Source organism: Flavobacterium plurextorum, assembly GCF_002217395.1.
Classification (GTDB): domain Bacteria; phylum Bacteroidota; class Bacteroidia; order Flavobacteriales; family Flavobacteriaceae; genus Flavobacterium; species Flavobacterium plurextorum.
The window spans coordinates 93,507-114,747 of record NZ_MUHD01000026.1 but is presented as its reverse complement, the minus strand read 5'-3'; the positions used below and the strand labels follow the sequence as shown (position 1 = coordinate 114,747).

Annotated in this window: 9 protein-coding genes and 1 pseudogene; 4 read left to right on the top strand and 6 right to left on the bottom strand. The window is 34.8% G+C overall.

What is annotated here, in order from left to right; translation table 11 throughout:
• The first annotated feature begins 768 nt into the window (after positions 1-768).
• The 4 genes from B0A81_RS13865 (at position 769) to B0A81_RS13850 (ending at position 5,517) form a co-directional block, all read left to right on the top strand.
• Positions 769-1,863: a sensor histidine kinase gene (locus tag B0A81_RS13865; protein WP_089058590.1), complete on the top strand. Its 1,095-nt coding sequence runs from the start codon at positions 769-771 to the stop codon at positions 1,861-1,863.
• A 4-nt stretch (positions 1,864-1,867) separates the two neighbouring features.
• Complete coding sequence (locus B0A81_RS13860) at positions 1,868-3,202, top strand: sigma-54-dependent transcriptional regulator (RefSeq protein WP_089058589.1); 1,335 nt, start codon at positions 1,868-1,870, stop codon at positions 3,200-3,202.
• A gap of 294 nt (positions 3,203-3,496) precedes the next feature.
• Positions 3,497-4,477 carry a helix-turn-helix domain-containing protein gene (locus B0A81_RS13855; RefSeq protein ID WP_089058588.1) on the top strand — a complete coding sequence of 327 codons (981 nt, stop codon included), beginning with the start codon at positions 3,497-3,499 and terminating at the stop codon, positions 4,475-4,477.
• A gap of 47 nt (positions 4,478-4,524) precedes the next feature.
• Positions 4,525-5,517: a helix-turn-helix domain-containing protein gene (locus B0A81_RS13850; protein ID WP_089058587.1), complete on the top strand. Its 993-nt coding sequence runs from the start codon at positions 4,525-4,527 to the stop codon at positions 5,515-5,517.
• A 96-nt stretch (positions 5,518-5,613) separates the two neighbouring features.
• On the opposite strand, the gene B0A81_RS13845 is transcribed toward B0A81_RS13850, so the two are convergent.
• From B0A81_RS13845 to B0A81_RS13825, 6 genes and pseudogenes are all read right to left on the bottom strand, one after another.
• The gene (locus tag B0A81_RS13845) at positions 5,614-7,593 is read right to left on the bottom strand and encodes an OmpA family protein (protein ID WP_089058586.1); all 1,980 of its coding nucleotides are present in this window, start codon (positions 7,591-7,593) and stop codon (positions 5,614-5,616) included.
• Between the two features lie 20 nt (positions 7,594-7,613).
• Positions 7,614-8,525 (bottom strand): PorP/SprF family type IX secretion system membrane protein, encoded by a 912-nt coding sequence (locus B0A81_RS13840; protein WP_089058585.1) that lies wholly within the window; start codon positions 8,523-8,525, stop codon positions 7,614-7,616.
• Positions 8,526-8,946: 421 nt separating this feature from the next.
• Positions 8,947-10,017: a gliding motility-associated C-terminal domain-containing protein gene (locus B0A81_RS13835; protein ID WP_089058584.1), complete on the bottom strand. Its 1,071-nt coding sequence runs from the start codon at positions 10,015-10,017 to the stop codon at positions 8,947-8,949.
• Positions 10,000-10,104: pseudogene (locus B0A81_RS22015) on the bottom strand (HYR-like domain-containing protein); the annotation flags it as partial. The gene B0A81_RS13835 and the pseudogene B0A81_RS22015, both read right to left, overlap by 18 nt.
• Before the next feature lie 12 nt (positions 10,105-10,116).
• Entirely contained in the window at positions 10,117-19,242 is a 9,126-nt protein-coding gene (locus B0A81_RS13830) for a beta strand repeat-containing protein (RefSeq protein ID WP_089058583.1), read from the bottom strand.
• A gap of 1,129 nt (positions 19,243-20,371) precedes the next feature.
• Complete coding sequence (locus B0A81_RS13825) at positions 20,372-21,115, bottom strand: rhamnogalacturonan acetylesterase (RefSeq protein ID WP_089058582.1); 744 nt, start codon at positions 21,113-21,115, stop codon at positions 20,372-20,374.
• Positions 21,116-21,241: the final 126 nt, after the last annotated feature.

Sequence of the window (21,241 nt, the reverse complement as noted above, 5' to 3'; positions counted from 1 at the left end):
AAAATAGAGAAACAAAAACTTCTTCGTTAATATGACTTTTTCAATTTTACTCCATTTATGAGTAAAATTGCCAAACGGCGAATAAATGTGTATAACACAATCTGTAAAGCTTACTCTATATTTATTTTTGACTTTTTCAGATTTTAACTTTTTTGCCAATTGAAAAATGAGTTCACAAATTGAATTAACAAAAGAGTATTGAATCAATAAAAAAATTATAATCAAAACCAAGCTTCTTATTATCCATTCTACAAGATCATATTGTAAACTTAGATCAAGGAAAATAAAAAAAAACAATACAATCCCTAAAAACAACAAAATCCAATTTCTATAAATATTTTTAAAATACATTTCATTCAATTTTTGTATTTCAGAAACGTTTAATTCAAATTGTAATGAAAAATCAGAAGTTCTCATACTCATAGAAATAAAATTTGCAGGCTGGATTTGTTTTCAAAGGAGCAAAATTACAACAACCTTCAAGGTAGCACTGACCACTCTAAGACATATTATTATCAAAATAAGACTTTAATTGACTAAAAAATAGTTGTAAGAAATACTAAAATAAAAACAACCAATTTAATCGCTTAAAACAAATTACAAAACAGCCTGTATAAGTTAAAAAAATATCAAAATAAGTCACAAAACAAAACCATATTTATTTTAACATCAAATAGTTAAACAAATACCACATTTAATATCTCTACCTCAAAAAAACAATTACTTTTGCCGAAATCTAGAACTATAAAAATTTTATTTCTTACAAAAATGAAACTGGAGTCAACTGAAAAAAAGCTTAAGGAACGAGTTAAAGAACTCACATGTCTTCTTGAAATTTCAGAGACAATTGCACAAGCAGATTGCGCAGAAAAAAAGATTCTTCAAAAAATAGTGTTAAGCACAAAAAAAGCATACTTCTACAATGAAGATATAATCATCGAACTTCAAGTTCAAAATTTTACTTTAAATACATCAAAACTACCCAAGCATAGTATTTTTCAAACCTGTGATATACTTATTTTAGGAGTAAATTCAGGTTTTATAAAAGCACATTATCCTAAAAACAAGCACACCAACACTGATTTTCTAAAGGAAGAACAAAAACTTCTTAATGCAATTGCGTTTGAAATTGGAAACTATTTAGAAAAATTTCAACTTTTAGAAGAAAGCAATCAATTGATAAGAACCATTGAACGAATGGATCGCCTATCAATATTGAGCGAAATGACCGCTGGTATTGCACATGAACTCAATAGTCCTTTAGCTAATATTTTAGGATATGCTGAATTAATTAAATTTAATAGTACCGACTCAAAAATTGATGCAGATATTTCAACAATAATAAATTCAGCAATTTACAGTCGAAAAATTATAAGCAAAATTTTATCATTCACTAGCAACACTCCTTATAACTTTGAAAAACAAGAAATTAAACCAATTATCAGTTTTGCTGTATCTCTTTTAAAACAAAATTTTCAAAGAAAAAACATTAAAAACGAGTTAATATTTAAAAACACTATTGATCATGTAAGCTTAGATTCTACGCAAATAACTCAAGCTTTACTAAATATCCTTATAAATGCTTTAGATGCTTCTCCAGCGAAAAGTATCCTAAAAACTACAATTGAAAATGATCTTCAACACTTATTTATCTCCATTGAAGATCAGGGACCAGGTATACCGGAAAACATTAAACCAATACTATTTGAACCCTTTTTTACTACAAAAGCTGCAAACGAAGGCTGCGGCATAGGCCTAACAATGGTATCAAGAATAGTCAAAATACATAATGGAGAAATAACCATCAAAGATAATTTTCCGCAAGGAACTATTTTCACAATAAAACTACCTTTAATTCAATAAAGATATGGCTTTACGAAAAGAAAAAATACTTATTGTAGACGACAGCTATGAAATGCTCGAATTGATTCAACGCTATTTAATAAAACGAAATTATCTCACTTATAAAGCATCATCTGTTGTAGAAGCAGTCGAAGTTCTAAAACACAATTCTATTGATTTGTTGATTACAGATTTGTACATGCCTGAACTTAGCGGTATAGATTTATTAAAATATACTGCTGAACATTTTCCAATGCTTTCAAATCTTGCTATAACTGGAATGCCATCAATTGCTAATGCCATAAATGCTTTCAAATCTGGTGCGATAGATTATCTAGCAAAGCCTTTTACTGCTGAGGAATTTTATATGGCTGTAGAGAACTCGTTATTAAAAACAAAAAACAATCAAATATTATCCTCTGAATCTAAACTTCCATTATCTGAAGAAAATAATTATGCCGGAATAATTGGCTATTCTAAGCAATTTAAAAAATTGATTGATACTATAAATCGAGTCAAAAACAATACTGCAAATGTATTAATTGAAGGAGAAAGCGGCACAAGTAAAGAATTAATTGCAAGAGCAATTCATTATCAAGGTTCCCGAGCCAAAATGCCTTTTATAACAATCAATTGCGGCGGAATTCCTGAAAGCCTAATGGAATCAGAACTTTTTGGCCATGTTAAAGGTGCCTTTACTGGTGCAGCCGAATCTAAGATTGGTTTATTTCAAGCTGCACACACGGGAACCATTTTCTTGGATGAAATAGGCAATGCTCCGATGCTGATACAAACAAGGCTCTTAAAGGTTTTACAAGAAAAAGAGATTACTAAAATAGGGGCAACAATTTCTGAAAAAATTGATATTAGAATAATAGCGGCAACAAACAATGATTTGTATCAAATGATTTCAAAAGGCACTTTTAGGGAAGACCTATATTACCGTCTTAATGTTGTAAGTATAAAAACAGCGCCTTTAAGAGACAGAAAAGAGGATATCTTACCTCTTGCCAAATATTTTATTACAAAATACTGTATGGAATATAACAAACCTGAAGTAGTAATAGATAATAAAGCCTCCGAAATATTGCTTCGGTATAAATGGCCTGGTAATATCCGAGAGCTTGAAAACATAATTCAGAGAATGATCATTATGAGTGATGATACAATATCTATCGAAAACATACCAGAACACTTAAAATATCATTTTTCTGAAAATATAGAATCGCTGAAGTCTTTAAAAGAATTTGAAAAAGAGCAGATTTTAAAAATACTAAATGCTGTGGGCAACAATAAAACAAAAGCTGCAAAAATCCTGCAGATTGATAGAAAAACTTTAAATCAAAAACTAATTAACTAGAACGAGTAATAATTCCCATTGTTAGGAATTTTTCCAATGCGAAAAATGCGCTTCCTTTTTTTAGAAAAAATTAATTAATTGACTCCCAACTACTAAACAAAAATAAGAATATCAGGCACACCTTTTGTCTACTATAAGACAAACAAATATCAAAATAGGATTTATATTACAAATTAATGCAAGTAGTTTTTACCACTATACTTGTATTAGTGCTTACCCTCAATCAAAAACAATCTGAAAATCAATCAATTAATAAATAAAAAACTAACTTTAGCTAAACAAACCATTCTTCAAGTGAAAAAAATAGAACATTACTATGATGCGGATCTAAACTGGACAATAGATCTAGCAAAACAATTTGGAGGAAAAATAGAGGGTAATTTTATAATTGTACCTGAAGATATTCAAATTGGCACCCGATATTTTCTCGATTGCGGAGAAGGAATCATTGCTTATTATCTTGATGTCGAATACAAAAAAAGCCTTCATCTTTTACAAAAAAACTTAAATGACGATTTTGTCGCATTTTACTATAACCTTACAGAAGGTGATGCGACTGTTTCAATTCATAATTTTATGTACAATGTCTCCAGATGGCAATACAACTTAACTGTAATAGACGGCTCATTGGAATCTGATTATCATGTAACAGCAGGCAGTAAAACATATGCCCTATGTATATTTATAAAAAAGAGCGCTATTAAAGAATTTGTAATAAAAAATCATTTAGAGATAACAAATATTAGTGAGGTTATTGATCCAGAAAAAAACACCATGATTCGATTTGACAGAATGAGCAGTGAGAGCTATAACTTATTAGCTGACTTAAGAAAAAAGGAAGTAGGCGGACCTATTTTTAATCTTCATCTTATTGGTACAGTCCACATGCTTATTGCAAATTACTTTAGAAAACTAGTCACCAAACGTATCATTATCCAACGAGTAAATCAATTGGATTTAGCCACTATTATTTCTATACAAATGTATTTGATTCAAAATATTGAAGGACATTTTCCAAGTATTAAATTCCTAGCTCAAAAAGCTAATATGTCTGAATCGAAATTTAAAGCGCTGTTTAACAAAATTACTGGCCAAACGCCAAGCTTTTTTTTTATGGAGAACAAATTACTATTTGCCAAAGACCTTCTTGAAACTCAGCAATTGACAATTTCTCAAATTTCAGACCAGCTAAATTTTACTCATAACTCCTATTTTGCTTCAAAATTTAAGGAGCATTTTGGTCTTTCTCCAAAAGCATACATACAAGAATTATAATATAGCAGCAAGCAAGTTTAATTTTAATACTGTCAAAAAAATTATCTATGAAGAAAATATTTCATTTTTACAGTTTAACACCAGAATGGCTTCACAAACTAGCGGCAGAGGTTCAAACTACAGTAATAGATAATAAAATAATTGTTTTTCCCGAAAAGATTGGTAAAGGATGTTTGTATTTTACTCCAATAACACCAGGTATTTCTATTGTTTTTATGGATGTAATTATAAACACTCCTCTAAAAATATGCAGAGAACCTTCTGAAAATGATATATATATTTTTCACTATGATTTAAGTGAGCATGTAAATCTCATCAAAATCAACAATGAAGACTACGAAATTGGTTCTTTTGATAAATTAGACCTTGCAATTATTGATAACCAAATTGCAAGTTCATTTAAACCTAATTTGCATGAACGAACTTTTGCATTAAGAATACTTGTTGACAAAAAACTGCTAAACGATTTTATCGCAAAATATTCAATCAAGTTACATGAAAACAAAACAAAAGAAAAATCTAATTCTAACTTTTATCACTATGGTCATATTGACAGCAACAGCACATTATTACTTAAGTCGTTAAAAAGTAAACCGATAGATAACTTATCTTTTGATTCTTTTTTAAAAGGCGTGTCATTAAAACTGCTGGGAAATTTTTTTAGTAAATTCTATGATGCTGAACATAAAGTAAACATAATAACTCGTACAGATGATGAAGCAATTCATAAAACAAAAACGTTTCTTCTGGAGAATTTATCTGGACCTTTTCCTTCTCTAACTTTTTTAGCGGCTATGGCTGGAATGTCAGAGTCTAAATACAAGATGCTGTTTAAACAATGTATGCATATAACTCCAAATTATTTCTTTATAAATGAAAAAATGAAATATGCACAAAAACTATTACAAAGTGGAAATTACACTTCTCTTACTGATATCCTTTACGAATTCAATTACAGCAAATTAAGTTATTTTTCATCTCAATATTATAAGTACTTTAATCGAAAGCCCAGTCAGGATTTTGTAAAAAAAATCAAGTAAATAGATAAAAATGATTCCATAAAAAATGCCCCCAAAACGTATCTTACTTTTGGGGGCATTTAATCTACAAAACATTAATATTACAACTCTTATATTTTATTTTACGTTTATAATAAAGTCTGAGCGTCTATTTAACTGATGTTCCGCTTCTGTACACGGCACACCATTGTCGCATTTATTTAATATATTCGTTTCTCCATATCCTTTACCTGAAACACGACTTGCTGGGATACCGTGTTTTACAATATAGTCGACTGTAGCTTTTGCTCTATTTTCAGACAGCTTCATATTAAAATCATCTCGTCCTCTACTGTCTGTATATGAATTCACCTGCAATGAAATACTTGGTCGAATCAATAATAATTCAACAATTTTATCAAGTTCTTCTTTTGAAGATTCACGTATTTTATAACCATTATAATCAAAATAAATTGGCTTTAAATTCAATACATCGTTCAAGTTGTCTCCGCCTTCCATTGTTATGGTGTGATTATCAACAATTACTTCCATTTCATTTACAAAATCAAAAGAATATTCTCTATTTTCTAAAGGCTTAAATGAAGATGCTGCCTGAATTTTTTCTGCTGTTCCAGCTTTTTTATAAATTATTTTATAGTCGATAAAAGGTACAAGCTCTACAGTATATTTTCCCTGTTTATCAGTGTAAACAGTCTTTATTAATTCATCTTCTGAATTATAAATTTCAACAGCAGCACCTTCTATTGGTCCGCCCGAAGTAAACTTCAACGTACCAAAAACAATAGGGCTTATGTTAAAATCAAAAGCTACTGGACGGTTTTCTGTAAAACTAAAAATATCATCATTTCCATTCCTGTCAGAAGAGAAATATCCCATTTTAGTTTTTCCATTAACTGCATATGCAAAGTCATCAGAACTGCTGTTCACTTCGTTGCCTAAATTCACTACATGATATACACCTGCAGCATCTTTCATTGCGGCAAATATATCCAAACCTCCTAATCCGGGATGGCCGTCAGAAGAAAAATATAAAATCCCCGATGCATCCATAAACGGATATGTTTCTCTGCCTAAAGTGTTAATTTCATCACTCAATCTAGTAACATCATTTCCAACAAAACCACCTTTTTTTAAACTTACTGTGTATATATCCGAATTACCAAAAGCATTGTTTCTATCCGAGACAAAGAAAAGCTCAGTTTCATCAGGGCTTATAGCTGGATGTGCAGATGAAAACCCATCGCTATTTACTGGAAACGCCAATTCTTTTATATTTTTCCACTTTCCATTAATATTTTGGGCAGTGTAAATTTTCAAATATGTAGTTCCTTTTTTGTCTTTGCCTAATTTTCCATCAATATAGTTATTTCTAGTAAAAAACATTGTTTTACCATCCTTAGTAATTGCTGGGCTGCTTTGGTGATATTCTGTATTTATATCTCCTTTTAAAGGAATTGAATTTTGCAACCCGCCATCTGTTGTTATATCTGCCTGATACAACTTTAAAAATGATTTCTCATTCCAGCTGTGCTTACGCTTAAAAACTGCGCCAGTATCTTTTGCTGAAGTGTAAACCACTTTATCAGCACCATAAAATGAACCTCCAAAATCCGAAAACTGAGTGTTAATCTCTACTGGCTTAAAAGTATAACGTCCAGATTGTTTCTTAATATCTTCTAAAAGCTTTATTTCATTCCAATCTGCACTAAGATCTTTTTGTCCAGAACGCTGGTAATAATTTTTTATTACCGCCGCAGCTTCATTATATTTCTGCGAATTATTCAGTGTTTGTGCATATCTAAAATAATACTCTGGATTAATCGTATCTGAAGAATTCATTACTTTAGAATAGCATTTCTCTGCTTCTGTATAATTACCATTATAATAGTATGAGTCTCCCAATTTTTGATATAACTCTGTCGAATTATTCCCTTTACTAATTTGGTTCTTATACAATTTAATTGCTTTTATAAAGGCAAACTTATCATAGGCTTCGTTTGCTTTTTTAATGTTTTTATCCTGAGCATTTATCTTGCCAATACTTAGTATACAAGCTATCAGGAAAACAAAAACAAAATTTGAATTTTTATAAATCATTATAGTATATATTATGGTTATTAGAAAAATCTCGGAGTAACTAATCTCGCTTTTGATCTGCTTAGCACATCAAATCTCAAGAAAACTTCATGAGATCCAGAATTATAATTTCCAATACTATTGGTATCATAATCATATGCATAACCTACTTGAATACCGTTTGTGACTTGAAAACCTGCCAAAGCACTTACTGCAGTATTCCAACGATAAGCTGCACCAATAGTGAACTTTTCACTGAACAAAAAGTTTGCAGAAACATCGACCGCAACCGGTACACCTGGTACTGCTTTTATTAAAGCAGCCGGTTTAAACTTTAAATAAGGATTAAGGTCAAATACATAACCTCCCATTAAATAAAAATGTGATTTTTCAGAATAAGTAGTTGCCTTAACATCATCATAAAAAGAGGTTTTTAAGAGCTGCGGAACAGATAATCCTACATACCAATTATACGAATGCACATAAAAACCTGCCCCAATACTCGGAGAAAATTGAGATATTTGACCTGACAAATAAGGATCAGGATTTTGCGTATTTAATTTCGTATAATCGACATCGAAATTGCTGAATCCTCCAGACATACCAAATGAATATTTTATATCTGTACTTCCTAAAATAGTGTACGAATAATTTAGCGTCGCACCTGTAGTTGTTGCTGGTCCAATTTTATCACTTACTACGTTTAATCCCAAACCACTATGAGCTCCTAAAGGCGATTGTACAGAAAAATTCATTGTTTTTGGAGCTCCATCAAGACCTATCCATTGTGTTCTGTATAAAGCCATCGCGCTTAACACTTCTCTTGATCCTGTGTATCCTGGATTAAAGGTCATTGTGTTATACATATATTGCGTATATTGAGATTCCTGCTGAGCAGAGGCGTCCCAGACTCCTATTAACAATATTATTACTGTGTAAAAAATATTTTTCATTACATAAATTAATTTTAATTATTATTTAATAGCTCTTTTATAGTAAATATTACGTTGCAAAATTCTCCTTATTATGTAACTAATTTTACTAGTAAAAGTTTTTAATACAACAGATTAAGACAATTCTACCCACTTCATTAAAAACAACACAAACACCTGTATAACAAACAATTAACAACGCTAAAGAATTATTAAATTTGGATACAGACAGTCAACTGTTTCAATAGATTTTGAATTAAATCAATTATAATATACAGGTTTAAAAAACGATGTCTCTATTCGGATTTCTCCCTATATTTTGATATAAGTAAGGTTGTCGTCTTCATCAAAATTCTCCTAAAGCCTAGAATTTATATAACAAAACAGGACTGCGAATGCAGTCCTGTTTTCATCTTCAATTATTGGGTTCCTTCTGATATAATTATTGATTACTTATATACAGATAACCTGATCTTTGTATTTGTTTTCCTTTGTCATCGTACTCTAAGGTGTAAAAATAAGTTCCTGTTGGAAGCTTATCACCTCTTATAACCGTTGCGCGTCCGTCTGAGAATCCTTCAAATGGATTGGTTACGTTGTCGTAACCTTTTTTCTCGTAAACTTGTGCACCATATCGGTTGTAAACTCGTACTGTATTGTTCGGAAAACAATCAATACCGTCAATGACTAACTTATCGTTTATACCATCTCCATTTGGAGAGATTCCGTTAAAGATATTTGGCAGACAAGAAACATTGATTGTTTGTGTAAATACATTTTCGTTTCCACATTCATCTGCTGCTGACCATGTTCTAGTCAAGGTATATCTCGCACTGCAATCTCCTCCTGTTTTTGTTTCGGTATAAGTCACAAAAGCATTTCCACAAGCATCTGTTGCAGTCAATATTTCTGCCTCTGGAATGGTATCACAGCTTGCATTTATTGTTTTAGCTGGAAGCGTTTCTGCAAATACTGGTGCAGTTGTATCAACAATATTTATAATCTGTGTATGTACAGTCTGGTTCCCACATACATCGGATGCTGTCCATGTTCTCTGTAACTGATAGTTCCCTGAACAGCTTCCGTTCGCCTTAACCTCACTGTAAACTACAGTTGCTGCTGAGCAATTATCTGTCGCTGTAAGTATTACAGCCGCAGGAATTACTGCTGAACATTCAATCGTTACATTAGCAGGCAGTGCCTCTACAAAAACAGGTTTTGTTGTATCTACAGCAGTGATAGTCTGAACTAAATTGGTTTTTAATCCGCCGCAGTCTGTTAAGGTATACGTTCTTGTTACAATGTATGGACTAGAAACACATCCTGATCCTCCGTTATTAGTATCTAAAACAGTTACTGTGACGTTATTGTTACAATTACCATTTATGCCGCTCACTGCATTTATGTTTGCTGTCGGGATATCGGCTATACATTGAACCTTAAGATCAGCTGGAGCTGTGCCTGTAGGGGCAATTGTATTATCAATGGTATAGGTATATACCCAATTATGCATATGTCCTGCACAGTCCGTAAACGTATAGGTATAAGTTACATCACCATTACAAGATGGTATTGATGAAATAACTGGAGCTGAAGCCGTTAAAACATTTCCCTAGTTGTCTTTCACATCAGGAACTGCAGGTGCAATAACATTGAAAACACAAGCTACAGTACTTCCTTGATCTGCTGGCATCACAAAATCTGCTCTTTGCAAAGTGAAATTTTGTGTGCTTACTGTAGTGTTCAATATGGTGTTTTCACTTATATCACGTACTTTATTATTATTTGGATCTGCATATTCTGTTACAGTATATGTTCTGGTTACATTTCCATTACATGACGGATCTAGACTGTTTGAAGCTGTAATTTCAATTACTCCGCAAGGAATATTTCCAATACGTCCGTCGCCATTACCTAATCCTTCATATTCAGCTTTTGTCAAACTTACTGCTGTTGACATTTGGTCATAACAAGTTATGATTGTAGCTGGGAATGTTGGTTTTGTAACTTCATACACACAGCAGATTGGCGCTGTACCTGCCACAACCACTGAATTACAAGCAAAAGCATCTGTAACACTTACATTATAATTAGTTCCTGCCAAAATTGGGTTTGATGTCCAATCGTTTCCTGTCCATATTCCAGGAGCTCCTGTTCCTGTTACCGTATAAGGAGCTTGTCCTGTTACTGTAAAGTTCAATACATAACCTGAACCATCTAATGCACATAAAGTTGATTCTGTACCACTTAAAGCCAGTAAAGCATTTACAGTAATTACTGTTGTACCTGTCTGTGCTTGAACACAAGCTGTCGAACTATTATCTTTTACACTAACCAATGTATAAGTAAAAGTTCCTGCTGTTCCTGTTGGCTGTGCAACTGTTACTGCATTTCCAGTTATTGTTGTTACTGTCTGGTCAGTTCCTCCATTCAATTTATAAGTGAATGTGTATGGTGCTGTTCCTCCTGCTCCTGTAAAAGTAACATTTGGTGAAGATACTCCTTTGCACACTGATGTTGTTCCTGTAATTGTTGCCGTCGGCAATGGATTTACCGTAATAGCGGCAGTACCTGTTTGTGCCTGAACACAAGCTGTTGAACTATTATCTTTTACACTAACCAATGTGTAAGTAAAAGTTCCTGCTGTTCCTGTTGGCTGTGCAACTGTTATTGCATTTCCAGTTATTGTCGTTACTGTCTGGTCAGTACCTCCATTCAATTTATAGGTGAATGTATAAGGAGCTGTTCCTCCTGCTCCTGTAAAAGTAACATTTGGTGAAGATGCTCCTTTGCAAACTGCTGTTGTTCCAGTAATTGTTGCTGTAGACAATGGATTTACAATAATAGCTGTAGTTCCTGTCTGTGCCTGAACGCAAGCTGAAGAACTATTATCCTTTACACTAACCAATGTATAAGTAAAGGTCCCTGCTGTTCCTGTTGGCTGTACAACTGTTACAGTATTTCCAGTTGTTGTAGTTACTGTCAGGTCTGTTCCTCCATTCAATTTATAAGTGAAGGTATATGGTGCCGTACCACCTGCTCCTGTAAAGGTAACATTTGGTGTTGCTGCATTCTGACAGATTGCGGCTGCGCTTGCTGCAATAGTTGCAGTTGGCAGTGGGTTAACTGTAATAGCAGCTGTTCCTGTCTGTGCTTGAACACAAGCAGTAGAACTATTATCTTTTACACTAACCAAAGTATAAGTAAAAGTCCCTGCTGTTCCTGTTGGCTGCGCAACTGTTACTGCATTTCCAGTTATTGTCGTTACTGTCTGATCAGTTCCTCCATTCAATTTATAAGTAAATGTGTATGGTGCTGTTCCTCCTGCTCCTGTGAAGGTAACAATTGGTGTTGCTGCATTCTGACAGATTGCGGTTGTGCTTGCAGCAATAGTCGCTGTTGCCATTGGATTTACCGTAATAGCTGCAGTTCCTGACTGTACCTGAACGCAAGCTGAAGAACTATTATCCTTTACACTAACCAATGTGTAAGTAAAAGTTCCTGCTGTTCCTGTTGGCTGTGCAACTGTTACTGCATTTCCAGTTATTGTCGTTACTGTCAGGTCTGTTCCTCCATTCAATTTATAAGTAAATGTGTATGGTGCTGTACCGCCTGCTCCTGTGAAAGTAACATTTGGTGTTGCTGCATTCTGACACACTGCGGCTGTGCTTGCTGCAATAGTCGCAGTTGGCAACGGGTTAACTGTAATAGCAGCTGTTCCTGTCTGTGCTTGAACACAAGCAGTAGAACTATTATCTTTTACACTAACCAATGTGTAAGTATAAGTTCCTGTTACTCCTGTTGGCTGTGCTACTGTTACTGCATTTCCAGTTGTTGTCGTTACTGTCAGGTCTGTTCCTCCATTCAATTTGTAAGTGAAGGTATAAGGTGCTGCTCCTCCTGCTCCTGTAAAAGTAACATTTGGTGTTACTGCATTCTGACACACTGCGGCTGCACTTGCTGCAATAGTCGCAGTTGGCAACGGATTAACTGTAATAGCTGCAGTTCCTGTCTGCGTCTGAATACAAGCTGAAGAACTATTATCTTTTACACTAACCAATGTATAAGTAAAGGTCCCTGCTGTTCCTGTTGGCTGTGCAACTGTTACAGCACTTCCAGTTGTTGTCGTTACTGTCTGGTCTGTTCCTCCATTCAATTTATAAGTAAATGTGTATGGTGCTGTACCGCCTGCTCCTGTGAAAGTAACATTTGGTGTTGCTGCATTCTGACACACGGCGGCTGCACTTGCTGCAATAGTCGCTGTCGGTAATGGATTAACTGTAATAGCTGCCGTTCCTGTCTGTGTTTGAACACAAGCAGTAGAACTATTATCTTTTACACTAACCAATGTATAAGTATAAGTTCCTGTTACTCCTGTTGGCTGCGCAACAGTTACTGCATTTCCAGTTATTGTCGTTACTGTCTGATCAGTTCCTCCATTCAATTTATAAGTAAATGTATATGGTGCTGTACCGCCTGCTCCTGTAAAGGTAACATTTGGAGTTGCTGCATTCTGACACACGGCGGCTGCGCTTGCTGCGATAGTTGCAGTTGGCAGTGGGTTAACTGTAATAGCTGCCGTTCCTGTCTGTGCTTGAACACAAGCAGTAGAACTATTATCTTTTACACTAACCAACGTATAAGTAAAGGTTCCTGCTGTTCCTGTTGACTGCGCAACTGTTACTGCATTTCCAGTTATTGTCATTACTGTCTGATCAGTTCCTCCATTCAATTTATAAGTAAATGTATATGGTGCTGTTCCTCCTGCTCCTGTAAAGGTAACATTTGGAGTTGCTGCATTCTGACACACGGCGGCTGCACTTGCTGCAATAGCTGCAGTTGGCAGTGGGTTAACTGTAATAGCTGCCGTTCCTGTCTGTACTTGAACACAAGCAGTAGAACTATTATCTTTTACACTAACCAATGTATAAGTATAAGTTCCTGCTGTTCCTGTTGGCTGCGCAACTGTTACTGCATTTCCAGTTGTTGTCGTTATTGTCTGATCAGTTCCGCCATTCAATTTATAAATAAATGTGTATGGTGCTGTACCGCCTGCTCCTGTAAAGGTAACATTTGGTGTTACTGCATTCTGACACACTGCGGCTGCACTTGCTGCAATAGTTGCTGTAGGTAATGGATTTACCGTAATGGTCGCTGAGCCTGTCTGCGTTTGAACGCAAGCTGATGTACTGCTGTCTTTTACACTTACTAAATTATAAATAAAGTTTCCTGCTGTTGTTGTAAGCACTGGAACATTTACTGAGTTGCCCGAGACTGTCGAAACAGTCATATTAGAGCCTCCATTCACATTATAAGTAAATGTATAAGGGGCTGTTCCATCTGCTCCTGTAAAAATAACTACTGGTGAAGAACTATTTCTGCACACTGCAGTTGTTCCTGCAATTACCGCTGTTGGTAATGGATTAACCTTTACCACGACAGGTTTTATTACATAACAGCCATTGCTATTTGTTCCCTTGATATAATAAGTCCCCGCATCTGTTACCGTATCTGCGCCGTTTAAAGCTACAGTTCCAGAAGCATTAACGAAATAAGTATACGTTAAACCTGCACTGCTGCCTGTTGTAACTGCTGTTGCTGTAAGGTCAGTCGATGCTCCTGAACATATCGCTTCAGGATTTGTAATTTGAACTATCGGATCTGGATTTACTGTCACAACAGTATCATAAGTACTCACACAACCTCCTGGGTGTGTAACAGTTGCTGTATAAGTGAATGTTGCTGGAACAGTTAAAACGGATCCGTTATAATTAAATACTGGATTTGAAATATTAGCTGCACTTAAATAATCTATCGGTGCCCAAGTTACAGCTGCCCCGTTTGATGGACTTCCAATTGTTAAATTAGTTCCTGTACAAACTGAAACTGCTGTATTTACTGATTCAAATCTTACCGGAATCAAAGCGGTTGAACCTGAACAAACCTGTGCATTATTAACCACTCGAATAGCAGCCGTTAAACTACAGATTCCACTTTCGGGTGCGCTGAACACAGCTGTTGTCTGCTCTGAACTTACACCGCCTGCGGCAATACCTGCGGCCGCGGCATTAATTGTTTGTGTATATAAAATAGGTTCTCCTATTGTATATGCACCGTCTTTATTTAAATCGGTAAAGAAATCAATTACAATTGGAGTACTATTGGCAATAGTGCCTGTATTTCCAAGAGTATATTTTACTGTTACATCATTATTGGTTGCTGAAGCATATTTTGCAGTCGCTGTAACTGGATTTACTGCTAATGTAGTTTTAATAATATTAGCATCAGATATTGCATTTCCTGTAATTATTCTGACAGGACAAGGAGAAGAACTACACATGACGCTAGGTACAGAAAAAATAGCCTCTAATGCAATTGCATCTTTAATAGTACCACACACTAAAACAGCCGGATTTATAATTTTAAATTCAATACTGAAACTTGATGTTTCATTTTGACCTAAAGTTACTCCGTTTGTCCCAACAGGCAGAGGAAAAGCAAGTACACGATTAGTACCTACAACTGTATTACTTACAGGTCCTGTTACATTTGCTGCTCCTGTAATTCTAACAACTGAATTTGCCACATAATCGATAGAAGCCGGCAAAGTAACATGTATAAGCTCATCCGGGTTTAATGGCAGAGATCCTTGATTTGTAACTTCTATTTTATAAACTGCTCCACTTCCATCATTTTTTAAGTTGACAACAGTTGGCGCTAAATAATAGGTATTCAGTGATGCCGGTTTCATACTTAAATCCATCGGGCTTCCAATAACGCCGTATTCTATTACTTTACCACAGCCACTGGTTGACGACATATTGTATTTTACAGAAGATCCCGAAATAAAACCGCATGAAGTTTCTCCTTGATAGGCTAACACCATGCTGTTAGCACCGCTCGCAGCTCCTGGCAAAAAGACAATACCATTAGGGTCTGTCGAAATTCTCCATTCATACATTCCTGTCGCAGTATTCAATACTGGATCGCTGATTGTTTTAGTCGTTCCATTATAAGTTAATTTACTAGTACCTGGTTTTGCGCCATAAGCTTCAGGAAAAAGAGCCTGCATAACAAGACCTTCTGAGTTTCCTGAACCTGTATTGGTTACCGTCATAGTATAATTAATTGGGTTTTCTCCAACTGTGGTATTAGTACAAAACTGTACTGGACTAGGTGGTGATGTTACCAGCATACCAATACTTACATCTTTTGGAAATAAGTTAAGGTCTGCTGAACTCTGACTTGTAGCACAAGTTGCAACCGAAGCTCCATAACCTTGCTCAGGATCAATAGGATAACCTGATGCTCCAAAACTATAGGTATAATGCAATTTATCATTAGTACAAGTAGTATAAGTAGCTACTACATTGTAAGTAGAAGTAGTTGCTATAGAACCTAATTTTACCCAATATTTACCTGTACCATAATCAATTACAGGATACTCGGTGCCATTACTAACATCTACTAATTTGGTTACCTTAATATTGTTATTAGCCGACTCAAAACTCATCCAGTTATTCGGTAAAGCTGTAGTTCCTCCAGCTGCCGCCATAGCAGCAACATCTGTAGTATTAGTCACTTTTACCTGCCAAGTAACTGTACTGCCAATCCCGTCTACGTTTTGCAATGTAGGTGTAGAATCTGCCTTATAGCCAATGTAAGTAATACCTGTTGATGTAGCGGTACTTGATATATTTTCTACAATACTCAAATCTTCTCCTAAAGTAAAATAATCAGCAGCAATTTCCGTCTTTATCCCCACAGCTCCTAATGGAACACAAATGGGTTTCATTATAATTCTTAACTGTTCCACACCATCACTTCCTACGTAATCATTTGCCAATAAATTACTTGCAGGATCAGGCAGCCCATTAACACCAAATGGCGGATTAGTAAAGGTAATTACTGTATTATTTCCTACATAGCTTATGGTAAATAGCGATGGATCAAGATTGTAAATTGTTGATCCTGTACTAATATAATAGGGTGCAACACTAGTGTCTCTCACCCAAGTTCCCGGCATTGTCGCCACAGCAGAGCGATAATTGAAGTACATTCTTGTTTCATTCGGAAATTTATCCGTGTTGGTATTCACAGAAATGTGTCCGTTGGTTAATCCCATGGCTACATTCAAGGATTTATCCCCCACCACATTAGTTACACTATAATAATTATTCTGCCCTCTAGTAAGGCCTTGCAAGTAAAAAGAGGCAGGTAAAGGATCGCAACTTGATTCTATACCTCCCGAATCTTTAGTATAGAAGTCTCCTTTTAAATTGGAAATTTGTGAGTATGCTGCAGGTAAATTATTACGACTAGCCCTAACTTCCCAAGTTACTAAAATTTGATCACCTACTGCAGGATTATAATTAATTGCTAATCCAGATCCTATTTTAGTTCCTACATTTAACTGCATTAACTGCATACTATTAGCTGTATCATAACTAAACAACAAATCGTTTACTGTAATATTAGTTGACAGCACAGATCCGTCACTTGCTTTTTTTATCTGTAGTGATCCAATTACAGTACTTCCTGTTGCAGATAAAGGATCGAACTGACTCAAATTAGCCGTTACACCAACTGGAGTATATTTCACCCTTGCCCATAACTGACTAAAAACAGTACTGTTTACTACGCTCGCTAAACTAAATCGAACTTTATCCTTATTTACAGCTGCCTGCAAGTTTATCCCTGCTGTGTTTTCATTTACAAAACCTATTGGACGATAAAAAATGTTCGTACCGCCGTCTGCTGGTATAAAGCCATAAGTTGTACGCGCCACATTAAAGTTAGTAGTATTGATAACCGGACAGTTACCAACAAAACCATAATTCAGCAATGCATTGCCACAGCCAAAATCTCGAGATATACCAGGGCAGTTATTCTGCGAATAAGTACCTTTATATGTTATTGTTTTATTAACTGCCACGGTTCCTGTTACAATAACTGGAATTACCAGACCATCATTTGATCGTACAGATGGATATGTAGTACTTGAAAGTGTAATGGTAAGTGTTTTACCAGTATAGGTAAACATTGAAGCAGGAATTACATTTGCATTATTTCTTAATACACCTGTTGCATCAAAATCTAAACCATCAGGTAATACAACCGTCAAAACCTTAGTAACGGGTATACTAGTTGCATCATACGCTCCTCTTAAACCGATTTGGATTGTTACGTTAATATTTGCTTTGTCTCCCAAATTAAGAAGTCCCTTATCTATAGATGCAGAATTAACATCTTGACTTTGACTCGCAATAAGAAATCCTGGTTGCGTTACAACAGCTATATCGCCATATGCATAATCAAATTTATTAGTTAAAGTACCGCACTGGTCTTTATAAGAAGTCCCTAAATTAAAATACTGATTAGCAGGATACAATGCACTTTGCAACATGCAAGATTGAAATTTACTAACATCAAAACCGTATTCAAAATCAATTTGCAGATTTTTTCCAGGCATTAAATCGTCGAAATGCCCATCGCCATCTAAATCAGTTAATCCAGCACCGCCAACTGCACTGGTTAAGGCTGACAAATCTATCACTTTTACATTTTGTGCCCCTGCTATTAAGGCACTGGCGCCGGTACCATTATCTTTTAAAACTAAAGATGTGACATCAACCCCGCCTATACTTACTTTTTTTAGGATTGTACCATCTTGTGGTAATGCAGCTACATTCCCAGAACTGCCTTGATTTAAACTCCAAGGTAATTTTATATTATGAAGTGCTGATTCTTGACCTGTTGTACCAACACTGGCAATAACAAAAGATGTTTTACCATTTGTACAGTATGTTGGATAAGTTGAAGATCCGGCTAAACGGCTTAGAGAAATACTTGGACTGCCGACAGTAGATGATATTGCAGCTGTAGATCCATCAGAAAAACAAAAACTTCCCTTAGAATCTCCTGAACCTGCCTTCATGTTTAAGGCAATAGTTGTTCCTGTAGCACAACTAATCATTTGTTCCGTAAGCACAACCGTAATTTCTTCACCCGGATCGAAATTTGTATTTGCGGCGCCCACTGTAGTGGTAACTGCAGATTGAAGCTCTGCTCCTGTTAAAGTTACACGATAACCATTTGTTACTGGTGAAACTGTACCATGATTGGCACTCATTATTTTATAAGATGGGTACTGAGAAACAGTCGTAACACTACTTTCTATATATACCGTACTTACTGCAATGTTACCACTATTTTTAAATTTAATAGTACGAAATGCATTTGCTTTTATAGATGTCGAAAGCACCTGTGGAGCTGGTACTGCTGTAAGCACAAAAGCCGGTGCAGGCGTATTTGCCGCAACCGCACTTGAACCTGTCGCCAATGAAGTTGCCCCTTGGAGTACACTGTAATTGATTACAGGACTCGAATACCCGCAATTAATACGAGCATTAAAAGTTATTGGCAATGTATTACCTACAGGAATACTATTTAAAGTAAAAGTAGGACTTTGCAAATTGGAAATATTTAACTGGACAGCCCCGGTAATAGTGCCTGCAATATACTCCATTCCAGCGGGCAGCATCAAAGAAAATGTTGCGCCGCTTAGTGCTGTTGCGGTATTGTTTACAACATCTACCTTATAAGAGCCCGGAGCACCTCCTTGTGCCAAAGCAGCAGGTTGATAAGATGATGGGGCATTAATCTGCACCTGAGCAAATGTACTGCCTCCCATTGCAAACAACAATAACAATAAAATTAGTGTAACTTTTGTTTTCATAAATTGTTTTTTTATTAAAAAAATCTAACAATCCCAGCTCATTATATTTGATAACTTGCATGGGTTGGTACTTTACTTACTTTTAATCTTTGTTTCTCAACAACCTGATTATCAATAAATATTCGGTACAAAACTCCAGTTATTTCATCTTTAATATTACCCGTAAAAGATTTTAATGTAGCATTTTAGGACATATTTTTAACATATCGTTTTCAATATATGTGCATTGGCGGCAGCCGCAAATGTGAAAATTTTAGTCTTGAAATCTGAGTCAAAACTGTCGAACTTATTATTACAACAACGTTGAAAGCAAAATGGATAATAATTTTCTAGAACAAATAAGTATTTTAGAATAAAACTTAATTTTAAACTAATACTCTATGCTCATTCATTCCTAGATTTTTAGCTAAGAGATAATGTAGAAATAAAAAAATCAGGACAAAAAAATGATAACTTTTGAAAAGGTTTTTAGAAGAATAAATCTGAAGTAGGTTCAAACAAAAACAATCAAGAACAAACACCTGTCTTTCAGTGATTTAAATCAAAAGTATACAAAAAACATCTAACTGATAAAACAAAAGCAACTTTAAATTTAGTTTTCTTTTTTTAGAAGGTACTGTGTAAAAAGAAAATGGAAGCATAGAAATTCTCCTACTTTCAAAAACAGACCGCTATAGCTTAAAAAATTGAATTTCAAATAATTACAAATAGCAAATAAAATATTAACTCTATCAATTACATACAAATACAGCCATTTAAATATTAACACTATTTTTAGTATAATATTTTAAAATATGGTTTTATTTTGAGAAACTGATAAGCAGATCTCTTAAAAAAACAGCCCCAAAAGCTGCCAGAATAGATTTTTTATTTGAACTAAGGAATTTAAAATAGAAATAAAAAAAGAGAAAACAATATGTTTTCTCTTTTCATCATATTACATAAAAAAAGTAAATAATCTTACCGAGAATTTCACAACCAGCACGATATTTTACGATCGCAAATGTAGCGTCACATTAATATTTTTATTACTCTTAAAAGATTTTAAACTATCATTTTAAGACATAAAAACAAGTCTGTTCTTAATGCATGGACTTACATTAACTGCACTCTATTAACATGCGTCTTTTTATCTTATCGCTTTTTTCAGCTTATCCATCGAAGAATCTTCTAATACTTTAATTTGATCTATTACCAGCTGCGCAATTTTAGTTGCCCCCAATAAAGAAAGATGTGTATCATCGGCTTTGTCTTTATCATAATAAGGACTTTCCCCTGCTTTAAAATGCAAATGGAGCTGTTTTGACTTTTCAGGACCGTATGACTGCTCTAGAAGCTCTGTATAATATTCTAAATCGATAAAAGGAACTTTGTATTCCTGTGCGGTCAAACGGGTTTCAAGAGGATAATCGCCATGGGTAGGAACCAAAACTCCTTTTTCATTAAAATTACGTCTGGCAATTGAAGTTAATAAAACTGGGATTGCTCCTTTCTCTCTGCTCTCTTTTACAAAGCGAATCAGATTATGTCGATAAGTTGTATGCGGATTTGTATAACGTGTTGAGTCTTCTATTTTTTCATCATTATGCCCAAATTCAATAAAAACATAATCACCTTTTCTCAGCTTTTTATAAATTGAATCCCAGCGTTTTTCATTGATAAAACTTTTGGTGCTTCTACCATTAACAGCTTTATTTACGACTACAATATCATCTTTAAAAAAAGGCTGAAGTACTTGTGCCCATCCATGTTCAGGGTTTTTCTCAGGGTCTTTTTTATTAGCCATTGTCGAATCGCCAATTGTGTACAAAGTTGTTTTTTGAGCAAAACAAACTGATGTGATAAGCAATGTTAAGAAGATGTATTTTTTCATTTTTGTTTGTTTTTTTGTTTCACGCTCCCTATAGCTATCGGGAGCTAAGTTTTTTTCCTATATTTTATATTCTCCGTTTGTCAGTCTGAGCGAAGTCGAAGATCTTTACAGCTTGAAAATCCTTCG